This window comes from Mycobacterium sp. NPDC003323 (genome assembly GCF_053589535.1).
Map to the genome: position 1 here is coordinate 660523 of NZ_JBSFSB010000001.1, position 21589 is coordinate 682111.

19 protein-coding genes are annotated in these 21589 nt (G+C 69.6%); 14 read left to right on the forward strand and 5 right to left on the reverse strand.

Annotation, left to right across the window (positions count from 1 at the left end; all coding sequences use genetic code 11):
- Positions 1-54: 54 nt before the first annotated feature.
- On the forward strand, positions 55-888 hold the full coding sequence (locus ACWDUN_RS02905; protein WP_449924320.1) for a class I SAM-dependent methyltransferase: 834 nt from the start codon (positions 55-57) through the stop codon (positions 886-888).
- Here the strand turns inward: ACWDUN_RS02905 and mtr are convergent, their stop codons facing one another.
- Together mtr and ACWDUN_RS02915 are read right to left on the reverse strand one after the other, a co-directional pair.
- Entirely contained in the window at positions 889-2286 is a 1398-nt protein-coding gene (gene mtr / locus ACWDUN_RS02910; RefSeq protein WP_449924323.1) for a mycothione reductase, read from the reverse strand.
- A gap of 8 nt (positions 2287-2294) precedes the next feature.
- Positions 2295-3278, reverse strand: a complete 984-nt coding sequence (locus ACWDUN_RS02915) for an alpha/beta hydrolase (RefSeq protein WP_449924326.1) — start codon at positions 3276-3278, stop codon at positions 2295-2297.
- A 153-nt stretch (positions 3279-3431) separates the two neighbouring features.
- Between ACWDUN_RS02915 and mqo the strand changes: the two genes are divergently transcribed.
- The 7 genes from mqo (at position 3432) to ACWDUN_RS02950 (ending at position 12108) form a co-directional block, all read left to right on the forward strand.
- Positions 3432-4871 carry a malate dehydrogenase (quinone) gene (gene mqo, locus ACWDUN_RS02920; RefSeq protein ID WP_449926193.1) on the forward strand — a complete coding sequence of 480 codons (1440 nt, stop codon included), beginning with the start codon at positions 3432-3434 and terminating at the stop codon, positions 4869-4871.
- 13 nt (positions 4872-4884) lie between these two features.
- Complete coding sequence (locus ACWDUN_RS02925; protein ID WP_449926196.1) at positions 4885-5346, forward strand: GNAT family N-acetyltransferase; 462 nt, start codon at positions 4885-4887, stop codon at positions 5344-5346.
- Entirely contained in the window at positions 5343-7193 is a 1851-nt protein-coding gene (locus ACWDUN_RS02930) for a magnesium chelatase subunit D family protein (RefSeq protein ID WP_449924329.1), read from the forward strand. Before ACWDUN_RS02925 ends, ACWDUN_RS02930 begins: the two co-directional genes overlap by 4 nt.
- An 8-nt stretch (positions 7194-7201) precedes the next feature.
- Positions 7202-7816, forward strand: a complete 615-nt coding sequence (cobO, locus tag ACWDUN_RS02935; protein WP_449924332.1) for a cob(I)yrinic acid a,c-diamide adenosyltransferase — start codon at positions 7202-7204, stop codon at positions 7814-7816.
- A gap of 70 nt (positions 7817-7886) precedes the next feature.
- Entirely contained in the window at positions 7887-9245 is a 1359-nt protein-coding gene (locus ACWDUN_RS02940; protein WP_449924334.1) for a cobyrinate a,c-diamide synthase, read from the forward strand.
- Between the two features lie 19 nt (positions 9246-9264).
- Positions 9265-10491, forward strand: a complete 1227-nt coding sequence (gene cobA, locus ACWDUN_RS02945; protein WP_449924337.1) for a uroporphyrinogen-III C-methyltransferase — start codon at positions 9265-9267, stop codon at positions 10489-10491.
- Between the two features lie 126 nt (positions 10492-10617).
- Entirely contained in the window at positions 10618-12108 is a 1491-nt protein-coding gene (locus ACWDUN_RS02950; protein WP_449926198.1) for an MFS transporter, read from the forward strand.
- Here ACWDUN_RS02950 and ACWDUN_RS02955 read toward each other — a convergent pair.
- Complete coding sequence (locus tag ACWDUN_RS02955; protein WP_449924339.1) at positions 12071-12967, reverse strand: alpha/beta fold hydrolase; 897 nt, start codon at positions 12965-12967, stop codon at positions 12071-12073. The two genes, ACWDUN_RS02950 and ACWDUN_RS02955, sit on opposite strands and share 38 nt — an antisense overlap.
- Positions 12968-13176: 209 nt before the next feature.
- Between ACWDUN_RS02955 and ACWDUN_RS02960 the strand changes: the two genes are divergently transcribed.
- Entirely contained in the window at positions 13177-13842 is a 666-nt protein-coding gene (locus tag ACWDUN_RS02960; RefSeq protein WP_449924342.1) for a VOC family protein, read from the forward strand.
- Between the two features lie 21 nt (positions 13843-13863).
- Positions 13864-15621: a proline--tRNA ligase gene (locus ACWDUN_RS02965; protein WP_449924344.1), complete on the forward strand. Its 1758-nt coding sequence runs from the start codon at positions 13864-13866 to the stop codon at positions 15619-15621.
- Here ACWDUN_RS02965 and ACWDUN_RS02970 read toward each other — a convergent pair.
- Together ACWDUN_RS02970 and ACWDUN_RS02975 are read right to left on the reverse strand one after the other, a co-directional pair.
- On the reverse strand, positions 15618-16106 hold the full coding sequence (locus ACWDUN_RS02970; protein ID WP_449924347.1) for a ferritin-like domain-containing protein: 489 nt from the start codon (positions 16104-16106) through the stop codon (positions 15618-15620). The genes ACWDUN_RS02965 and ACWDUN_RS02970 overlap by 4 nt on opposite strands.
- Entirely contained in the window at positions 16103-16630 is a 528-nt protein-coding gene (locus ACWDUN_RS02975) for a hypothetical protein (protein ID WP_449924350.1), read from the reverse strand. The genes ACWDUN_RS02970 and ACWDUN_RS02975 overlap by 4 nt, the downstream gene beginning before the upstream one ends.
- A gap of 137 nt (positions 16631-16767) precedes the next feature.
- On the opposite strand from ACWDUN_RS02975, the gene rimP reads away from it, so the two are divergent.
- From rimP to infB, 4 genes are all read left to right on the forward strand, one after another.
- Positions 16768-17316 (forward strand): ribosome maturation factor RimP, encoded by a 549-nt coding sequence (gene rimP, locus ACWDUN_RS02980; protein ID WP_449926201.1) that lies wholly within the window; start codon positions 16768-16770, stop codon positions 17314-17316.
- Complete coding sequence (gene nusA, locus ACWDUN_RS02985; RefSeq protein ID WP_449924352.1) at positions 17313-18335, forward strand: transcription termination factor NusA; 1023 nt, start codon at positions 17313-17315, stop codon at positions 18333-18335. Before rimP ends, nusA begins: the two co-directional genes overlap by 4 nt.
- A gap of 138 nt (positions 18336-18473) precedes the next feature.
- Positions 18474-18752: a YlxR family protein gene (locus ACWDUN_RS02990; RefSeq protein ID WP_449926204.1), complete on the forward strand. Its 279-nt coding sequence runs from the start codon at positions 18474-18476 to the stop codon at positions 18750-18752.
- 77 nt (positions 18753-18829) lie between these two features.
- On the forward strand, positions 18830-21589 hold the full coding sequence (gene infB, locus ACWDUN_RS02995) for a translation initiation factor IF-2 (RefSeq protein WP_449924355.1): 2760 nt from the start codon (positions 18830-18832) through the stop codon (positions 21587-21589).

Below are 21589 nucleotides of genomic sequence, written 5' to 3' on the forward strand. Positions count from 1 at the left end.
CCTTGTTCGGGATCAGCATGGTTTCACGCCGTCCGCATCACGCAAGGAACCATCATGAGCACCACCGAACCTCATCCGACCGACGCCGACCGGGCGCTCAAGGCCAAGCACCGCGCCCTGTGGGCCTCCGGCGATTACGTCGCGGTGGCCACGGAGTTGATCCCGGAGTTGGGGCCCGAACTGGTGCGCGCCGCCGGCATCGGCAGCGGCGATCGGGTGCTCGACATCGCCGCCGGCGCGGGCAACGCGGCCATCCCGGCGGCGGCCGCCGGTGCCGTGGTGACCGCCGCGGATCTGACCCCTGAGCTGTTCGAGGCGGGCCGGGCGGCGGCGGCCGCCCGGGGTGTCGAGCTGGAATGGGTGGAAGCCGACGCCGAGGCGATGCCGTTCGCCGACGGGGCCTTCGATGCCGTCATCTCGTGTGTCGGGGTGATGTTCGCGCCCCATCATCAGGCCGCCGCCGACGAACTGATCCGGGTCTGCCGTCCGGGTGGCACCATCGCGCTGTTGAACTGGACGCCAACGGGTTTCATCGGACGGCTGTTCGCCACCATGAAGCCGTACGCGCCGCCACCCCCGCCGGGTGCCAGCCCGGCCCCGCTGTGGGGTGATGAGGATCATGTCCGAGAACTGTTGGGCGACCGGGTCGGCGACCTCACCGTGCGACGGCAGACGGTTCGGCTGGACCGCTGCAGCGAGCCGCTGGAGTTCCGCGAGTACTGGAAGCGCAACTACGGTCCGACCATCGCGGCCTACAAATTCAACGCCGACGATCCGCAGCGGGTGGCGGCCCTCGATGCCGCGTTCCTGGACTTCCTCGGCGAAAGCCGCCGCGACGGCCACTGGGACGCCGAGTACCTGCTGGTCACCGCGACCCGGCGGGACTGATCAGTCGACCAGGCCCAGCAGGGCGTTCTCGATCACCTCGGGCAGCGCGGGATGGATCCAATACTGGCCGGTGGCAACCTCTTTGGCGGTCTGGCCGAAGCTGATCGCCTGGATCAGCGGCTGGATGATCGAGGAGGCCTGATAGCCCATGATGTGTGCGCCCAGGAGTCGCCCGGTGGCCCGGTCGGCGATCAGCTTGGCCAACCCGGTGGTGTCCTCCATGGCCCAGCCATAGGCGGTGTCGCTGTAGTTCTGCACCTTGACGATGATGTCGTGACCGGCCTCGCGAGCCTCGGCCTCGGTCAGGCCCACGGTCGCCAACTGCGGATCGGTGAACACCGCCGAGGGCACGAACCGGTGATCGCTGGCGACCATGGCCGCGGTGTCGTCCCAGTCGCGCAGCAGGTTGTGGCGCACCACCCGCATCTCGTGGTTGGCCACATGCTTGAGCTGATACGGCGACGAGACATCCCCGAGCGCCCACACCCCGCGCGCGGTGGTGCGCTGGTACTCGTCGACGGTCACCATGCCGTCGCGGACCTGCACCCCGGCCAGCTCGGCGTCGAGCAGGTCGCCGTTGGGGCGTCGGCCGGTGGCCACCAGCAGGGCATCGGCGGCCAGTTCGGAGCCGTCATCGAGTTCGAGCACCACGCCGTCGCCGTCAGCGGGGCGCGAACCCACGACGTTGACATGGGTGCGTAGGTCCCATTTGGCCGCGGCCAGGTCGGTGAACCGGTGACACAGCGTCTCGTCGCAGTGGGTGAGCATGCCCGGCCCGCGCACCACGATGGTCACCTTCACCCCGAGCGCGGAGAAGACGTGCGCGAACTCGGCGGCCACGAAACCACCGCCGACGATCACCAGATGCTCGGGCAGCGCGGCGATCCGCATGATGTTGTCGCTGGTGTAGAACTTCACCCCGCATTCGGTGATGGCCGGCGGCACGACCGCCCGGGCGCCGGCGGCGATGACCACGCGATCCGAGCTGAACTCCGCGCCGTCCTCGCTGCGCAGCGTGTAGCGCCCGTCGGCGGCACCGGTGAACCGGGTGTGATAGCCGTAGACGTCGATATTGGGCAGGCTGCGCTTGTAGGCCTCGCCACCGGCCGCGATCGGATCGATCCGGTTGTCGAAGACCCGGGTGACGATATCGGGCCACCGCACCTTGTCGATGTGCGCGTCGATGCCGTAGCGCGAACTCCTGCGGACGCTCGCGGCGACCTCGGCGGCGTAGACGAACATCTTGGTCGGGATGCACCCGACGTTGAGGCAGGTGCCGCCGAAGGTGCCCTGCTCGCAGATCGCGATGCGCATATCGCCGTAGCGGGGGTCGAACCCAGGATCGGGAATGCTGTTGCCCGACCCGGTGCCGATGATGGTCAGGTCGTAGTGCTGCATGGGCCGTCCTATCCGGTTGTGGTCGAGGATGTTCCGGTTCTCAGATACCGGTCCAGCCAGAGGTCGAGTTCGCGGTAGGCCGCGGCCCTGGGTTCGGGCAGCGACAGGAACACGTCGTGCTTGGCGTCGGTGATCGGCACCACGGTCAGCCGGCCGCCGACGCAGCCGGACCAGCGGGCGATCTGGGCGACGTCGAGCACCGCGTCGCCGCGCTGGATGAGATCGGGGTCGCCGGCCTCGGTGACGCTGTGGTCGGAGCGCAGGATGAGGCTCGGAACACCGACGTCCAGGCCACGATGCAGGCGCTTCTGGGCGCGCCGGATCGCGTTGATCCAGCCGAAGGTGATCGGGAATCCGCCGACCGGCTTCCAGTCCAGGTTGTAATCGAACTCGCCGGCGTAATCGCGGTGCAGGGTGGTGCCGTAACCACCGACGGTCGGCTTGCGGACCACGGCCGTCTTGCGCACCCGGGCCAGCGCGATCAGCGCGGCGGAGGTCGGCGGGGTGCGCAGGATGGCCGGGCCGTGCAGATCGAAGAACGGGCTGTTGAGGACCAACCCGCTGATCGGAGCCGTCGCGCCGCGGCGGCGCAACCGGTCCAGCCACAGCGTCACGATCAGTCCGCCCGCGGAGTGCCCGTACACCAGCACCTCCGGCGCGTCGATGAGCGCCAGCGCAGCCTCCAGCGCGGTGTCGTAGCCGGCCAGATTCGAGGTGTAGTGCGGGGTCTGCCCGGCCCGGTGGGACCGGCCGCATTTGGGCAGATCCAGCGCGTAGCAGGTCAGCCCGCGGGAGGCGAAGTGGTCGGCCAGTTCGGTGTGGAAGAAGTAATCGGTGTAGCCGTGCACCACCAGCACCGCACGCGCACCCGGCTGCTGCTCGCCCCGGCGCACCAGCGTCGCCACCAGTTCACCCTCGCCGTCGGGATCGATCCCGAGGGCCAGCTCCTGCTGCCAATAGCCAGGCAGTACATCGGGCTCCCAGCCGGTCACGTCAGCCACTCTAGTGACCGATCAGCCCCGACGGCTCGCCAGGCTACCTTGCCGGGGCGAGCGACGCGACGGGAATTGGCGGGGGATAACCTTATGTGCGTGTCTGACCCGAAAGTTGCCAAGACGGATGTCGTACTAGTCGGCGCCGGCATCATGAGCGCGACGCTGGGCGCGCTGTTGCGCCTGCTGGAGCCGAACTGGTCGATCACCATGATCGAGCGCCTCGACGGTGCGGCCGCCGAGAGCAGCGATCCGTGGAACAACGCCGGCACCGGGCACTCGGCGCTCTGCGAGCTGAACTACACGCCGCAGAAGTCCGACGGCACCATCGACATCGCCAAGGCCGTCAACGTCAACGAGCAGTTCCAGGTGTCGCGGCAGTTCTGGGCCTACGCCGTGGAGAACGGGGTGCTGCCGGACGTCCGCAGCTTCCTCAACCCGATCCCGCACGTCAGCTTCGTCGAGGGCGCGGAGAACGCGAAGTACCTGCGGGCCCGCTACAACGCGCTGGTGACCAACCCGCTGTTCGCGAGCATGGAGTACATCGACAGCCCCGACGAGTTCAGCCGCCGGCTGCCGTTCATGGCGGCCAAGCGCACCTTCGACGAGCCGGTCGCGCTGAACTGGACGCAGGACGGCACCGACGTCGACTTCGGCTCGCTGTCGCGCCAGCTCATCGGGTACACCGCCGGGCAGGGCATGACCACGCTGTTCGGCCACGACGTGCGCGATCTGCGCAAGGAGTCCGACGGCACCTGGACCCTCAAGGTCACCAACCGCCGGACCCGGGCCAAGCGCAAGATCAACGCCAAATTCGTGTTCGTCGGCGCCGGCGGCGGCGCCCTGCCGCTGCTGCAGAAGTCCGGCATCGCCGAGGCCAAGGGCTTCGGCGGGTTCCCGGTGGGCGGCCAGTGGCTGCGCACCGACAACCCCGAGCTCGCCGCGATGCACCAGGCCAAGGTCTACGGTGCCCCGCCGTTGGGTGCGCCGCCGATGTCGGTGCCGCACTTGGACACCCGCGTCATCAACGGCCGGTCCTACCTGCTGTTCGGTCCGTTCGCCGGCTGGTCGCCGAAATTCCTCAAGCAGGGCAAGGTGACCGACCTGCCGCTGTCGGTCAAGCCCAACAACCTGGCCTCCATGCTGGGCGTGGGGCTGACCGAGATGAGCCTGCTGCAGTACCTGATCGGTCAGCTGCTGCTCAGCGAGGCCGACCGGGTCGACGCGCTGCGCGAGTTCGCGCCCAGCGCAGTCGATTCCGACTGGGAGCTCGACATCGCCGGGCAGCGCGTGCAGGTCATCCGCCGCAAGGGTGCCGGTGGTGTGCTGGAGTTCGGCACCACGGTGCTCTCGGCGGCCGACGGCAGCATCGCCGGTCTGCTGGGTGCCTCCCCGGGCGCGTCGACGGCGGTGCCGGCCATGCTCGAGGTGATGGAACGGTGCTTCGCCGACCGCTATCAGGGCTGGCTGCCCAAGCTCAAGGAGATGGTGCCGTCGCTGGGCACCAAGCTGTCCAATGAGCCGGGACTGTTCCGCGAGGTCTGGGATCACGGCACCAAGGTGCTCAAGCTGGATGCCCCCGCGCCCGTATGACGGTGATGTCGTCATGACCGTCGCGCTGCGCCGCAACTGGGCCAAGGACCTCGACGCCGCCACCCTCTACGAACTGCTCAAACTGCGCGTCGAGGTGTTCGTCGTCGAGCAGGCGTGCCCCTACCCGGAACTCGACGGTCGCGACCTGCTGGCCGAGACCCGGCACTTCTGGCTGGAAGGCGAAGACGGACAAGTGATCTCGACGTTGCGTTTGATGGAGGAGCATCCCGGCGGGGAGAAGGTGTTCCGGATCGGCCGGGTGTGCACCAAGCGCACCGACCGCGGCCGCGGGCACACCGCCCGGCTGATGCAGGCCGCGCTCGCCGAGGTCGGCACCTATCCGTGCCGGATCGACGCGCAGACCTACCTGCAGGACATGTACGCCGCGCACGGATTCTCGCCCGAGGGCGAGGAGTACATCGAGGACGGCATCCCGCACATCGCGATGCTGCGGCCCGGGGCGGGGTTGGCGTGACCTATCCGTTCTCGGCGCTGGTCGGCCACGACCGGCTGCGCCTGGCCCTGGTGCTGTGTGCCGTGCGCCCGGATATCGGTGGCGTGCTCATCCGCGGCGAGAAGGGCACCGCGAAATCCACCGCGGTGCGGGCGCTCGCGGCGGTGCTGTCGCGTGTCGACGATGACGCCCGCCTGGTCGAACTGCCGATCGGGGCCACCGAGGACCGTGTGGTCGGGTCACTGGACCTGCAGAAGGTGTTACGCGACGGCGAGCATGCGTTCTCACCCGGACTGCTCGCCCGCGCGCACGGTGGCGTGCTCTACGTCGACGAGGTGAACCTGCTGCACGACCATCTGGTCGACGTGCTGCTCGATGCCGCCGCGATGGGCCGGGTGCACATCGAACGCGACGGCGTGTCGCATTCGCACGACGCGCGGTTCGTGCTGATCGGCACGATGAACCCCGAGGAAGGTGAGCTGCGTCCGCAGCTGCTGGACCGGTTCGGTCTCACCGTCGACGTGGCGGCCTCACGCGATGTGGACACCCGGGTGGAGGTCATCCGGTCCCGGCTGGCCTACGAGGCCGACCCGCAAGGGTTCGCCGCCCGGTACGCGCAGGCCGACGCCGACCTGGCCCGGCGGATCGCCGCCGCGCGGGCGGCGGTGGCCGATGTCGTGTTGAGCGATGCCGAGTTACGCCGGATCGCCGCTCTGTGCGCGGCGTTCGACGTAGACGGGATGCGCGCCGACCTGGTGGTTGCGCGGACCGCCGTCGCGCACGCCGCCTGGCGCGGCGCCGCGGTGGTCGAGGAGGAGGACATCCGGGTGGCGGCCGAACTGGCGCTACCGCACCGGCGCCGCCGCGATCCGTTCGACGATCCGGGTCTGGACCCCGAACGCCTCGACGACGCACTGTCACAGACCGCCGAGCCGCCCGAGGACCCCGAACCCGATCCCGAGCCGCCCGGTGGCGGATCCGATGCCCCCTCCGATGAGGCAGTGGTACAGGGTGATTCGTCGTCCAACGGACAACAGCAGGGACAGGCCAAGCCGCCCCCGACGCGGTCCAGCGCGCCGCCGTCGGCCACCTTCCGGACCCGGGCGCTCGTGGTGCCCGGGGTCGGTGAGGGTGCACCGGGCCGGCGGTCGCGGGCCCGTAACCGCACCGGCAGCACCGTCGGCGCCACCGACGTGCCCGGGGAAGGGCACGGCACCCATGTGTTCGCCACCCTGCTGGCCGCGGTGGGCAACCAGCGCAGGCCCGGGCGGCCGCGGGTGCAGGCCGCCGATGTGCGCCGCGCCGTGCGTGAGGGACGCGAGGGCAACCTGGTCATCTTCGTGGTGGACGCCTCGGGGTCGATGGCCGCGCGCGACCGGATGTCCGCCGTCGGCGGGGCGACGCTGTCGCTGCTGCGTGATGCCTATCAGCGCCGGGACAAGGTCGCGGTGATCACCTTCCGCGGCGGGCAGGCCGATGTGTTGCTGCCCCCGACCTCGTCGGTGTACATCGCCGGCCGCCGGCTGGCGCGGTTCGACACCGGCGGCAAGACACCGCTGGCCCAGGGTTTGTTGGCGGCCCGCGACGTGGTGGTGCGGGAGAAGGCCCGCGACCGCGCCCGGCGTCCGCTGGTGGTGGTGCTGACCGATGGCCGTGCCACCGGGGGACCGGACCCGCTGGGCCGGGCCGCCGCCGCGGCCCGGATGTTGGTCGCCGAGGGTGCGGCGGCGGTCGTGGTGGACTGCGAGACATCCTTTGTGCGTTTGGGTCTGGCCGAGGAACTGGCGCGGCAGTTGCAGGCGCCCGCGGTCCGGCTGGCGCACCTGCAGGCCGGTGAGCTCACCTCGCTGGTCAAGACCGCGGCGTAGGAGGCACCATGCCACAGGGACAACCATTGACCGTGCCCGATGACGGGCTGACCACCAAGGCCCGGCGCAACGCGCCGCTGTTGGCCGTGCACACCGGACCCGGCAAGGGCAAGTCGACCGCGGCATTCGGGATGGCGCTGCGGGCATGGAATCAGGGTTTCGATATCGCGGTGTTCCAGTTCGTCAAGAGCGCGAAGTGGAAAGTGGGCGAGGAGAACGTCTTTCGCGAGCTGGGCAAGCTGCACGACGAGCACGGTGTCGGCGCTCCGGTGCAGTGGCACAAGATGGGTTCGGGCTGGTCGTGGACGCGTAAGCAGGGATCGGAGGTCGACCATGCCGAGACCGCACGCGATGGCTGGGCCGAGATCAGCCGCCGGATCGCCGAGCAGCGCCACGACTTCTATGTCCTCGACGAGTTCACCTACCCGCTCAAGTGGGGGTGGATCGACACCGAAGAGGTGATCGCCACCCTGGCCGACCGCCCCGGCCGCCAGCATGTGGTGATCACCGGCCGCGATGCGCCGCAAGCCCTTATCGACGCCGCCGATCTGGTGACCGAGATGACCAAGGTGAAACACCCGATGGACGTCGGCCGCAAGGGGCAGCGGGGGATCGAGTGGTGACGAGCGTGCGTGGACTCGCGTGGGAAGGCGGCGTGTTGCCTGCAGAGACGCACGCTCGCCGGGGACGCGCATGACGGTCCCGGCGGTTGTCGTCGCCGCGCCCTCCTCGGGCAGCGGGAAGACCACGGTCGCAACGGGTCTGATGGGTGCACTGCGGCGCGCCGGGCACCGGGTGGCGCCGTTCAAGGTCGGCCCGGACTACATCGACCCCGGCTACCACGCCCTGGCCAGCGGGATGCCGGGACGCAACCTGGACCCGGTACTGGTCGGCGAGCCGCTGATCGGCCCGCTGTACCGGCACGGCACGGCGGGTGCCGATATCGCCGTCGTCGAGGGTGTAATGGGGCTGTTCGACGGCCGCATCGGCGAACAGCACGCCGGCCCGGCTCGCGGTTCCACCGCGCACGTCGCCGCCATGCTGGGTGCGCCGGTGGTGCTGGTGGTCGACGCGCGGGGACAGGCGCACAGCATCGCCGCGCTGCTGCACGGGTTCACGACGTTCGACACCTCGATCCGGGTGGCCGGGGTGATCCTCAACCGGGTCGGCTCCACCCGCCACGAGCAGGTGTTGCGGCAGGGTTGTGAACAGGCCGGCGTGCCGGTGCTCGGCGCCATCCCGCGGGCCGCGGAACTGGAGGTGCCCTCGCGGCATCTGGGTCTGGTCACCGCGGTCGAATACGGCAGGCTCGCCGAGGATGCCGTCACGGCGATGACGGATCTGGTCGGCCGGCACGTCGACGTCGCCGCGATCGCCCGGGTCGCCGCGGCGCGGGTCGATGCGCCGCCGTGGTGCCCGGAATCCGACCGCCGGATCGACGCGCCGGTGACCATCGCGCTGGCCGCCGGGCGCGCCTTCAGCTTCGGGTATGCCGAGCACCGCGAGCTGCTGGAGGCCGCCGGGGCCGATGTCGTCGATTTCGATCCGCTCACCGAGACCCTGCCCGCCGGCACCCGCGGACTGGTGATCCCGGGCGGATTCCCCGAGCAGTTCACCGCCGATCTGTCGGCCAATGCGCCGGTGCGCGACGAGATCCGGGCGCTGGCCGACGCGGGCGCCCCGATCCACGCCGAATGCGCCGGGCTGACCTATCTGGTCGACGATCTGGACGGCGCCCCGATGTGCGGGGTGCTGGCGGGTTCGGCCCGGTTCACCGAGCGGCTCACCCTGGGTTACCGCGATGCCGTCGCGGTGGCGGACTCGTCGCTGCACGCCGCGGGGGAGCGGGTGTCCGGGCACGAATTCCACCGCACCGCAGTCACTTTCACCGACGATTACGAACCGGCCTGGGGCTTCACCGGCGGCGGCGGCCGCGACGGCGCGGTGCACCGCGGTGTGCATGCCGGCTACCTGCACACCCATCCGGCGGGACACCCACAGGCATGCTCGCGCTTCGTGACCGCCGCGGCAACCTTTAAGCTCGGCGGGTGATCCGCACCCGAGGAGCCCAGTGACAGACAACGCCTACCTTGTCGGTCTGCGTCTGGAGGGCCGCAAAGTCGTCGTGGTCGGTGGCGGCAGCGTGGCGCAGCGCCGGCTGCCCCTGCTGGTCGCCGCGGGCGCCGACGTGCACGTGGTCGCGCGCGAGGCCACCCCCGCGGTGGAGGCATTCGGCGATTCCAGCGCCACCGTCACCGTCTCGCTGCGCGAGTTCCGCGACGAGGACCTCGACGGCGCCTGGTACGCGTTGGCGGCCACCGATGACCCGGAGGTCAACGCGGCGATCGTGGCCGGCGCCGACCGCCGCCGCATCTTCTGTGTGCGCGCCGATGTGGCCATCGAGGGCACCGCGGTGACACCGGCGTCCTTCGAGTACGAGGGATTGTCGGTCGGGGTGCTGGCCAGCGGTGAGCACCGGCGTTCGGCGGCCATCCGCTCGGCGATCCACGAAGCCCTGCAGCGCGGGATCATCAGCGACCGTGCCGGCAACACCGGCGCCGAGGGCGTCACCGTGCACGAGGGTGTGGCCCTCGTCGGCGGCGGCCCCGGCGACCCGGAGCTGATCACCGTGCGCGGTCGGCGCCTGCTGGCCAACGCCGATGTCGTCGTCGCCGACCGGCTCGCACCGCCGGAACTGCTCGCCGAACTGCCCCCGCATGTCGAGGTGATCGACGCCGCCAAGATCCCGTACGGCCGGGCCATGGCCCAGGAGGCCATCAACGATGTCCTCATCGACCGGGCCAAGGCCGGCAAGTTCGTGGTGCGCCTCAAGGGTGGTGACCCGTTCGTCTTCGCCCGGGGTTACGAAGAGGTGATCGCCTGCGCCGAAGCCGGCGTGCCGGTCACCGTCGTGCCCGGTGTGACCAGTGCCATAGCCGTTCCCGCGTTGGCCGGCGTCCCGGTCACCCATCGCCACGTCACGCACGAGTTCGTGGTGGTCAGCGGCCATGTTGCGCCGGGGCACCCCGAATCGTTAGTGAATTGGGATGCGCTGGCCGCGATGTCCGGGACGATCGTCCTGCTGATGGCCGTCGAGCGGATCGAGCTTTTCGCCCAGGCGCTGCTCGCGGGCGGCCGACCTGCGGATACGCCGGTGATGGTGGTGCAACACGGGACGACGGCCGCCCAGCGGACGGTCCGGGCCACCCTCACCGACGTCGCCGAGAAGGTCCGTTCGGAGGGGATCCGGCCGCCTGCGATCATCGTCATCGGCCCGGTGGCGGCGTTCGGTAGTTAAAGGATTCTTAAGATTACTGTAAAGTAGCCCGGTATGACTGCTCTCAACGCCGCTGGCCGCAAGTCCAGCCGAGACGGTGCAGACGGCAGCAACCGGGCCCTGCCAGTACACGTGGGCCGAGGGGATATGCAGCAAAACGGCAAGTCGCCGGCGTTTCTGCCGTCCTGGAACTTCATCGCGGCCGTCATCGCCATCGGCGGCATGCAGCTGCTGGCCACGATGGACAGCACCGTCGCGATCGTCGCGCTTCCTAAGATTCAGGATGAGCTCGGGCTCTCCGACGCCGGCCGCAGCTGGGTCATCACCGCCTATGTGCTGACCTTCGGTGGCCTGATGCTGCTCGGTGGCCGCCTCGGTGACACCATCGGCCGCAAACGCACCTTCATCGTCGGCGTCGCATTGTTCACCATCGCCTCGATCCTCTGCGGTGTCGCCTGGGACGAGGCCACCCTGGTCATCGCGCGGTTGCTGCAGGGTGTCGGTGCGGCCATCGCCTCGCCGACCGGCCTGGCGTTGATCGCCACGACGTTCCCCAAGGGTCCGGCCCGCAACACCGCGACCGCGGTGTTCGCGGCCATGACCGGTGTCGGATCGGTGATGGGTCTGGTGGTCGGCGGCGCTCTGACCGAGGTGTCCTGGCGCTGGGCGTTCCTGGTGAACGTCCCGATCGGTCTGGTCATGCTCTACCTGGCCCGCACCCACCTGCGCGAGACCGACCGGGCCCCGATGAAGCTCGATGCCGCCGGCGCCATCCTGGCCACCCTGGGCTGCACCGCCGCGGTGTTCGGCTTCTCGATGGGACCCGAACGCGGCTGGCTGGATCCGGTCACGCTGGCCTCCGGTGTCGGCGCCGTGGTGTTCTTCCTGGCCTTCCTCTACGTCGAGCGCACCGCCGAGAACCCGGTCGTGCCGTTCTCGCTGTTCCGGGACCGCAACCGGGTGGCCACCTTCTATGCGGTGTTCCTGGCCGGCGGCGTGATGTTCACGCTGACCGTGCTGATCGGCCTGTACGTCCAGGACGTCATGGGTTACAGCGCGCTGCGTGCCGGTATCGGCTTCATCCCGTTCGTCATCGCTCTCGGTATCGGACTGGGGTTGTCCTCGGTGCTGGTCTCGAAGTTCGCGCCGCGGCTGCTGGTGATCGCCGGTGGGGTGCTGGTTCTCGCCGCGATGATCTACGGTTCGACGCTGCACGGTGACATCCCGTACTTCCCGAACCTGGTCATCCCGATCACCGTCGGTGGCTTCGGCATCGGCATGATCGTGGTGCCGCTGACCGTGTCGGCGATCGCCGGTGTCGGGTTCGACGAGATCGGTCCGGTGTCGGCCATCGCCCTGATGCTGCAGAACCTGGGCGGTCCGGTCGTACTGGCGATCATCCAGGCCGTCATCACCTCGCGCACCCTGTATCTGGGCGGTACCACCGGCCCGGTGAAGAACATGAACGAGGCGCAGCTCAACGCGCTGGACCAGGGTTACACCTACGGGCTGCTGTGGGTCGCCGCCGTCGCCGTCGTGGTGGGTGCCGCCGCGCTGTTCATCCGCTACACCGCGGAGGAAGTGGCGCACGCCCAGGAGGTCAAGGACGCGATCGACGCCGGAGAGCTGGAGAACTGAGGAAGTCCCGCACCAGCGGGATCACCTCGCCCAGATGCGTCTCCAGCAGCCAGTGCCCGCCGTCGAAGGTGTGCAGGGCCGCCTCGGGTAGATCGCGCAGGTAGGCCCGGGCCGACGCCTCGGGCATGTATCCGTCGTTGACGCCCCACACGATGAGCGCCGGCGGGGTGTGCTCACGCAGGTAGCCCTGTTCATCGGCGAAGCGGCCCAGCGTCGTCGGCTGATCCTCCAGCAGCCGGATCAGATTCGCGATCCGTTCCGGGGTCGACATCAGCGTCCAGTGCAGCGTCCACAGGTCCGGGCTGATCCGGTCGGCCAGACCGGTCGGCAGCTCGCCGACGAACTCACTACGGAAGCCGTCGAGGCTCACGTGCCCGGCGATACTGCGGCGCGCCTGCGGACCCGGGTTCTCCCACGCGCGCTTCAGGAAGTCGTACTTGGGGCCGAACGCGTCGGGGTAGATGTCACCGTTCTGGATGATCAGTCCGCTGACCCGTTCGGGGGCCGACATCGCCAGCTGCAGGCCGAACTGCGAGCCGTAGTCGTGCAACCAGATCGCGTAGCGCGGCAGCTCCATGACCTCGACATAGCGGCGCAGGAACTGCGCGTAGGCCTCGAATGTGTAGCCGAACTGCTCCGGTGCCGGGGTGGCGCTGTAACCAAAACCCGGCAGATCCGGCGCCAGCAGCCGCCAGCGGTCACCGAGGGCGGGCAGCAGCCGGCGATAGGCGTAGGACGAACACGGATAGCCGTGGGGGAGCAGCACGATATCGGCGTCGGCGGGGCCGGCCTCACGATAAAAGGTGTCGATACCGTCGACGATGATGCGGCGGTGCCGCACGGGGGCCGGTTGCGTCATGCGGGCTGATTGCCCGGGAGCAGCCGCCGACAAAACGCGGGCGGGAAAAAATTCTTCGAAAAAGATGTTTGATGCTGTGTCGGCGCGGGTATGTGCCGGTCAGCACCGAGTTGATCGTCCCTTGCTGTGCCTAAAACACACTCGTGTAACTACTCCACACCTGTGCATGAATCCTGTGGATAACCGACGAGCCATGAGCGAGGAGCCCTGTGCGTCGTCACGACATCTCCGCCGTCGCCGATCCGCTGGGCTGGCGGCTGATCCTCGACATGCTGATCACCCACGTTCCCGCGGCGTCGCTGGAACATGCGCTGAGTGCCGCGTCGGTCGCCGTGCGGGCGGGCGACGGCCAGGGACATCTGACCGTCGACCTCGCCGATGACCGCGCCGTGCTGCGGTTGCGCGATGTCGGCACCGGCCGGGTGACCCGGCGCGACCTGGAGTTGGCCCACACCATCACCGAGGCGTTGGCCGCCGAGGGGTTCGCGACGGTGCCCGGCGCCGCCGACATCGCGCCGCAGGCCCTTGAAATCGCCATCGATGCGCTCGACATACCGCTGGTGCGCGGATTCTGGCGGGCCGTCACCGGATACCTCGACCAATCCCTCGCGGCCGACGGGCCGCCGGGTGCGCTGGCCGACCCGCTGGGCCGGGGTCCGGTCATCTGGTTCCAGCAGATGGATGCGCCTCGCCCGCAGCGCAACCGGATCCACATCGACGTCGACGTGCCGCCCGAGCACGCTCGGTCCCGGATCGACGCCGCGCTGGCCGCCGGGGGCCGGTTGGTGTCGGACGCCGCCGCGCCGGCGTTCTGGGTGCTGGCCGACGCCGAGGGCAACGAGGCGTGCGTGTGCACCTGGCAGGGCCGCGACTGAGGACGGCTAGGCTGACCGCTCGTGATCACCCGTATGTCCGAGCTGTTCCTGCGAACCCTGCGTGACGACCCCGCCGACGCCGAAGTGCCCAGCCACAAGCTGCTGGTCCGGGCCGGCTATGTCCGCCCGATCGGCCCGGGGATCTACAGCTGGCTGCCGCTGGGTCTGCGGGTGCTGCGCAAGATCGAGAACATCGTCCGCAGCGAGATGAACGCGATCGGCGGTCAGGAGATCCTGTTGCCGGCCCTGCTGCCGCGCGCCCCCTACGAGACCACCAACCGCTGGACCGAATACGGCGACACGCTGTTCCGGTTGCAGGACCGGCGCAACAACGACTATCTGCTCGGCCCCACCCACGAGGAACTGTTCACCCTCACGGTCAAGGGCGAGTACTCCTCGTACAAGGATTTCCCGGTACTGCTGTACCAAATCCAGACGAAGTACCGCGACGAGGCTCGGCCCCGCGCAGGCATCCTGCGCGGGCGCGAATTCGTCATGAAGGACTCGTACTCCTTCGACGTCGACGATGACGGCCTCAAGACCGCCTACCACGCGCACCGCGAGGCGTATCAGCGCATCTTCGGCCGGCTCGGGGTGGACTACGTCATCGTCTCGGCGGTGTCCGGGGCGATGGGCGGCAGCGCCTCGGAGGAGTTCCTGGCCGAGAGCGAGATCGGTGAGGACACCTTCGTGCGCTGCCGGGAATCCGGTTACGCCGCCAACGTGGAGGCCGTCATCACCCGGGCCCCCGAGGAGATCCCGATCGAGGGTCAGCCGGCGGCTCAGGTGCACGACACCCCGGACACACCCACCATCGCGACGCTGGTGGACTGGGCCAACTCGGCCGCTCTGGCGCAGTTCGACGGCCGCACCGTCACCGCGGCCGACACGCTGAAGAACGTGTTGCTCAAGACCCGCGGGCCCGGTGGGGACTGGGAACTGCTCGGCATCGGCGTACCGGGGGACCGGGAGGTGGACGAGAAGCGACTCGGCGCCGCGCTGGAACCCGCCGAGTTCGCGCTGCTCGACGACGCCGACTTCGCCGCCAACCCGTTCCTGGTCAAGGGATACGTCGGCCCGAAGGCCCTGCAGGACAACGGCGTTCGCTACCTGGTCGACCCGCGGGTGGTGTCCGGGACGTCCTGGATCACCGGCGCCGACGAGCCCAACAAACACGTCGTGGGCCTGATCGCCGGCCGTGACTTCACCCCTGACGGCACCATCGAGGCCGCCGACGTGCGCGACGGTGATCCCTCCCCGGACGGTGCCGGGGTACTCACCTCCGCCCGCGGTATCGAGATCGGCCACATCTTCCAACTCGGCCGCAAGTACGCCGACGCGTTCAGCGCCGACGTGTTGGGCGAGAACGGCAAGCCGGTGCGGCTGACCATGGGCTCCTACGGCATCGGGGTGTCGCGGCTGGTCGCCGTCATCGCCGAGCAGCAGCACGACGAGATCGGGTTGCGCTGGCCCGCGGCGGTCGCACCCTTCGACGTGCACGTGGTGATCGCCAACAAGGACGCCGCCGCCCGCGCGGGCGCCACCGATCTGGCCGGCGAGCTGTCGCGGCTGGGCTTCGAGGTGCTGCTCGACGACCGCACCTCCTCACCGGGGGTGAAGTTCAAGGACGCCGAACTGCTCGGTATGCCGTGGATCGTGGTGGTCGGCCGGGGCTGGGCCGACGGTGTGGTCGAACTGCGCAACCGGTTCAGCGGAGAAACGCGTGAACTGGCGGTCGACGGTGCGGCCGCCGAGGTGGCGGCCAGCCTGAACGTCTAGCCCGACTGCTCGGGCCCGCCCGGGAACGCCACCGTCACCGGGGCGGTCCCGAGGACGGTGCGCCAACGCGCGGCCAGCACCGCGGCCTGCGTCATCGCTTCGACCGCGAACGCACGGTCCTGTGACGTCTGGGACTGCTCGAGCACCGCACGCCAAGCGGTCGCGGTGTCGGACTCCATCCGGACCGCGAGTTCGGCGGCGTCGCCGGGATCGGTGACCTCGGTCGGCAGCGCATACCCGGGAGCCGGCAGCGGCGCGGTCACCTGCCGGTCGGCCAGCATCGCCAGCGCCTGCTCGCGGCGCTCGCGGTGCTGGGCCATCGCCTCGGCGACCAGCCAGTTGTCCTCGGGGGTCGAATGCGCCGACACCATCCCGTAGCCGTAGATCGCGCCGTGCTCGTTGGCCACGGCGTCGAACAGCGCGGCGTGGGCGGCATCCTCGGGTCGGTCGGGGTCAGGTGTGGGCGTCGGGTTCGGAGCAGTCATGGCTTCGCCTTTCCGCCCAGCGCCACCAGATACGCCGCGGTGCACGACGCCGAGATCGAGCCGAGCAGCCCGGCGCGGTAGCCCGACAACCGCTCGGCGAACTGGGCGGCCTGCTCGGCCGAACCGCGCAGTGCCTCGACGACCTGCGCGACGGTGGGTGCGGGGGCCGGTGCGGCGCTGGTGGTGGGTGCCGCGCTGGTGGTGGTCTCGGGAGTTTCTCCATCGGTCAGGCGGGTGATCTCGGCGGCCAGTGCGTCGGCGTGGGCGGTGCGTTCGGCGGCGATCGCGGTGAGCGCGGCGACCAGGTCCGCGCGGGTCGGTCCGGTCAGCGCGGTCGCCGCATCGCCGGCCAGATCGCTGTCGGAGCGCGCCCGGTCGAACTGGGTGCGCAGGTCGGCCAGATCCGCCGGCGGGGCCTCGGGGGCGCAGCCGGCCGTCGACCCGAGCAGGCCGAGGGCCAGGGTGGCGGGCAGTGCGCCGATCAGCAGGCGCCGCCGAGTGAGGGTGGGCAGGGCGCTCGGCACGCCCACATCCTGCCATGTTGGCCCGGGCTGCTCGTTTGGTGATTGCCGCGTCGCCGCTGGCGTATCGTTTGGTAACCGATTCTCCCGGCCGGGTGGCCGCAGGATATGTCCGCACAACTCAAGATGAGGAGCTCGCCGTGGCATCGAACGACCCGCTGCGGTCTGCGCGACTACCGTCGCGTGAGCAGGTGATCGAACTTCTCGACGGTGAGTTCGCGCGCGCGGGTTACGAAGTCGAGGACGTGACGATCACGGCGTCGACCCGGCCGCCGAAGATCATTGTGGTCGCCGACGGCGAACAGGCCCTGGACCTGGACGCGGTCGCCGAGCTGTCCCGGCTGGCATCGGCGCTGCTCGACGACGCCGACAATGCCGATATCGCGCCGTACGTGCTCGAAGTCACGTCCCGGGGCGTGGACCGCCCGTTGACCGAGGAGAAACACTTCCGGCGCGCCAAGGGGCGCAAGGTCGACGTGTCACTGGCCGACGGATCGGCGATCACCGGACGGCTGGGCGCCACCGCCGACGGTGTGGTGGCTCTGGTGGTACCCGATGGCAAGAATTTCGCCGTACAGCCGGTCGAGGTCGATCGGATTGTGAAGGCTGTTGTGCAAGTGGAATTTTCACCGCCGAACCGGCGTGAGTTGGAATTGGTCGAACAGTCAGGAGAGGGGGCCGGGTCGTGAACATCGATATGGCGGCGTTGCACGCAATCGAGGCGGACAAGGGCATCTCGGTCGATGTCGTGGTCGACACCATCAAGTCGGCATTGCTGACCGCCTACCGTCACACCGAAGGGCATGAGGCCGACGCGCGCATCGACGTCGACCGCAAGACCGGTGTGGTCAAGGTGATGGCCAGGGAGACCGACGGCGACGGCAACCTGATCAGCGAATGGGACGACACCCCAGAAGGATTCGGCCGGATCGCGGCGACCACCGCGCGTCAGGTCATCCTGCAGCGGTTGCGTGACGCCGAGAACGAGAAGATGTACGGCGAGTTCTCCGCGCACGAGGGCGACATCGTCGCCGGCGTCGTGCAGCGCGATGCCCGGGAGAACACCCGCGGCAACGTGGTGGTGCGCGTCGGCACCGAGGCCAAGGGTTCCGACGGCATGATCCGGCCCGCCGAGCAGGTGCCCGGTGAGAGCTACGAGCACGGCGACCGGTTGCGCTGCTATGTCATCGGGGTGTCCCGCGGCGCCCGCGAACCCAAGATCGAACTCTCGCGCACCCATCCCAACCTGGTGCGCAAACTGTTCGCCCTCGAGGTGCCCGAGATCGCCGACGGTTCGGTAGACATCGTTGCGGTGGCCCGCGAGGCCGGGCACCGGTCCAAGATCGCCGTCGCGTCGCGGGTGTCCGGACTCAACGCCAAGGGTGCCTGCATCGGGCCGATGGGCCAGCGGGTGCGCAATGTGATGAGCGAGCTGTCCGGCGAGAAGATCGACATCATCGACTTCGACGAGGACCCCGCCCGGTTCGTCGCCAATGCGCTCTCACCGGCCAAGGTCGTCTCGGTCACCGTCATCGACGAGCACACCCGCGCGGCCCGTGTGGTGGTGCCGGACTTCCAGCTGTCGCTGGCGATCGGCAAGGAGGGACAGAACGCGCGGTTGGCCGCACGTCTGACCGGATGGCGCATCGACATCCGCAGCGACGCCGCCCCGGCACCCGATGCGGCAGGCGTCGAACACGCCACGTAGCGGCCGTCGGGTCGCGCTTGCGACACGCGATTCTGTCTGCGCGAACTCCTAACGGTAGACTGAGCCGTGATCCAGCGCGAGACTCCGGCCACCCCGGCTCGTGCGCATCGAAGTCCCGACGGACCGGTGCGCACATGTGTGGGGTGCCGGAAGCGAGAGTTGGCCGTCGATCTGCTTCGACTGACCGCTGTCTCCGACAGGCCCGGCGATTACGCCGTGATTGTGGACTCAGCGGGTAACCTGCCGGGGCGGGGCGCATGGTTGCACCCCGATCCGCAGTGTCTGGACGTAGCACTTCGCCGGCGGGCAATCGGCCGAGCGTTGCGCATCTCCGGTTCGCCGGACACCACCGCGGTGGAAGAGTACGTACGTCCACCGGCTAGAGAACAGGTAGCGAAGAACATGAGCACACCGTGAAGTCCCGATGACCATGCGTCATAGCTAAACCCGAGGCGCGGCCCACCACCGCTGTCGCCTCCAAACGAGGAGAAGTAGTGGCAGGTAAGGCCCGCGTGCACGAGTTGGCCAAGGAACTCGGTGTCACAAGCAAGGAAGTCCTCGCCCGACTGAACGAACAGGGCGAGTTCGTCAAATCCGCGTCGTCGACGGTGGAGGCCCCGGTGGCCCGCCGTCTTCGCGAGTCGTTCGGCGGCGGCAAGTCCGCACCGGCGACCGACGCACCCACCCCGAAGGCACCCGGCAAGCCCGCCGCGTCCTCCGGTGGTCCCAAGCCCGGTCCCAAGCCGGCACCCCGTCCCGCGCCGGCGCCTGCGCCGGCCCCGGCTCCCGAGGTCAGCGCTCCCAAGCCGGCCACCCCGGCGCCGCCGGCCCCCACCCCGGGTCCGACGCCGTCGGCTCCCGCCGCATCGGCCGGTACCCAGACCCCCGGTACCCAGACCCCCGGTCCCCGCCCGGGACCGACCCCGGGTCCCAAGCCCGCTCCGCGCGCGCCGCGGGTCGGCAACAATCCGTTCTCCTCGCAGCAGCCGGCCGAGCGCCCGGCGCCGCGGCCGGCCGCCGGTCCCGGCGGTCCCCGTCCGGGCCCCGGTCCCGGCGGACCGCGCCCGGGCGCCCCGCGTCCCGGTGCCGCCTCACCCGGCAACATGCCTCCCCGCCCGCCCGGCGCACGGCCCGGCGCGACCGGCCGCCCCGGTGGTCCGCGTCCCGGACCCGGTGGTCGTCCCGCTCCCGGTGGTCGTCCCGGCGGTGGCGGCGGCGGTAACTACCGTGGCGGCGGCGCCGGCGCAGGTGCCGGTGGCGGCGGCGGTGCAGCCGGCGGATTCCGTGGTCGTCCCGGTGGTGGCGGCGGCGGTGGCCGCCCCGGCCAGCGCGGCGGTGCCGCGGGTGCCTTCGGTCGTCCCGGTGGCGCCCCTCGTCGCGGTCGCAAGAGCAAGCGCGCGAAAAGGGCCGAATACGAGAACATGCAGGCCCCGGTCGTCGGTGGCGTGCGGTTGCCGCACGGCAACGGCGAGACCATCCGGCTGGCCCGTGGTGCGTCGCTGAGCGATTTCGCCGACAAGATCAACGCCAACCCGGCCGCGCTGGTGCAGGCGCTGTTCAACCTGGGCGAGATGGTGACCGCCACCCAGTCCGTGGGCGATGAGACCCTCGAGCTGCTGGGCAGCGAGATGAACTACGTCGTGCAGGTCGTGTCCCCCGAGGACGAGGACCGCGAGCTGCTGGAATCCTTCGACCTCACCTATGGCGAGGACGAGGGCACCGAAGAGGATCTGGAGTCCCGTCCGCCGGTGGTCACCGTCATGGGTCACGTCGACCACGGCAAGACCCGACTGCTGGACACCATCCGCAACGCCAGCGTGCGCGAGGGCGAGGCCGGCGGCATCACCCAGCACATCGGCGCCTACCAGGTCGCCGTCGAGCACGAGGGTGCCGAGCGGCTCATCACCTTCATCGACACCCCGGGTCACGAGGCGTTCACCGCCATGCGTGCCCGCGGTGCGAAGGCCACCGACATCGCGATCCTGGTGGTCGCCGCCGATGACGGCGTGATGCCGCAGACGGTGGAGGCCATCAACCACGCGCAGGCCGCCGATGTGCCGATCGTGGTGGCGGTCAACAAGATCGACAAGGAAGGCGCGGATCCGCAGAAGATCCGGGCTCAGCTGACCGAGTACAACCTGGTGGCCGAGGACTACGGCGGCGACACGATGTTCGTCGACATCTCGGCCAAGAACAACATCGGTATCCAGGCGCTGGAAGAGGCGGTCCTGCTGACCGCCGACGCGGCACTGGATCTGCGGGCCAACCCCGACATGGAGGCCCAGGGTGTGGCCATCGAGGCGCACCTGGACCGTGGCCGCGGCCCGGTGGCCACCGTGCTGATCCAGCGCGGCACGCTGCGGGTCGGCGACTCGATCGTCGCCGGCGACGCCTACGGGCGTGTCCGTCGCATGGTCGACGAGCACGGTGCGGACGTCGAAGAGGCCCTGCCGTCGCGTCCGGTCCAGGTCATCGGTTTCACCTCGGTGCCCGGTGCCGGTGACAACCTGCTGGTCGTCGACGAGGACCGCATCGCCCGCCAGATCGCCGACCGGCGCAGCGCGCGCAAGCGCAACGCGCTGGCCGCGCGCAGCCGCAAGCGGATCAGCCTGGAGGACCTGGATTCGGCGCTGAAGGAAACCAGCCAGCTGAACCTGATCCTCAAGGGCGACAACGCCGGTACGGTCGAGGCGCTGGAAGAGGCCTTGATGAACATCGAGATCGACGACGAGGTGCAGCTGCGCGTCATCGACCGCGGTGTCGGTGGCGTCACCGAGACCAACGTCAACCTGGCGTCGGCCTCGGATGCGATCATCATCGGCTTCAACGTCCGCGCCGAGGGCAAGGCCACCGAGCTGGCCAACCGCGACGGGGTGGAGATCCGCTACTACTCGATCATCTACCAGGCGATCGACGAGATCGAGAGCGCGCTCAAGGGCATGCTCAAGCCGGTCTACGAGGAGAAGGAGCTCGGCCGCGCCGAGATCCGCGCCATCTTCCGCAGCTCGAAGGTCGGCAACATCGCCGGTTGCCTCGTGCAGTCGGGCATCATGCGGCGCAACGCCAAGGCCCGCCTGCTGCGTGACAACGTCGTGGTCGCCGAGAACCTCACCATCTCCTCGCTCAAGCGGGAGAAGGATGACGCCACCGAGGTGCGCGAGGGTTACGAATGCGGTCTGACGCTGACGTACTCCGACATCAAGGAAGGCGATGTCATCGAGACCTACGAGCTGGTCGAGAAGGCGCGGACGTAA

Excerpts from the sequence above, each read along its gene's own strand:
- ACWDUN_RS02905 (WP_449924320.1), top strand. The coding sequence starts at position 55 with ATGAGCACCACCGAACCTCATCCGACCGACGCCGACCGGGCGCTCAAG.
- mtr (WP_449924323.1), bottom strand. The coding sequence starts at position 2,286 with ATGCAGCACTACGACCTGACCATCATCGGCACCGGGTCGGGCAACAGC.
- mqo (WP_449926193.1), top strand. The coding sequence starts at position 3,432 with ATGAGCGCGACGCTGGGCGCGCTGTTGCGCCTGCTGGAGCCGAACTGG.
- ACWDUN_RS02925 (WP_449926196.1), top strand. The coding sequence starts at position 4,885 with ATGACCGTCGCGCTGCGCCGCAACTGGGCCAAGGACCTCGACGCCGCC.
- cobO (WP_449924332.1), top strand. The coding sequence starts at position 7,202 with ATGCCACAGGGACAACCATTGACCGTGCCCGATGACGGGCTGACCACC.
- ACWDUN_RS02940 (WP_449924334.1), top strand. The coding sequence starts at position 7,887 with ATGACGGTCCCGGCGGTTGTCGTCGCCGCGCCCTCCTCGGGCAGCGGG.
- ACWDUN_RS02950 (WP_449926198.1), top strand. The coding sequence starts at position 10,618 with ATGCAGCAAAACGGCAAGTCGCCGGCGTTTCTGCCGTCCTGGAACTTC.
- ACWDUN_RS02955 (WP_449924339.1), bottom strand. The coding sequence starts at position 12,967 with ATGACGCAACCGGCCCCCGTGCGGCACCGCCGCATCATCGTCGACGGT.
- ACWDUN_RS02970 (WP_449924347.1), bottom strand. The coding sequence starts at position 16,106 with ATGACTGCTCCGAACCCGACGCCCACACCTGACCCCGACCGACCCGAG.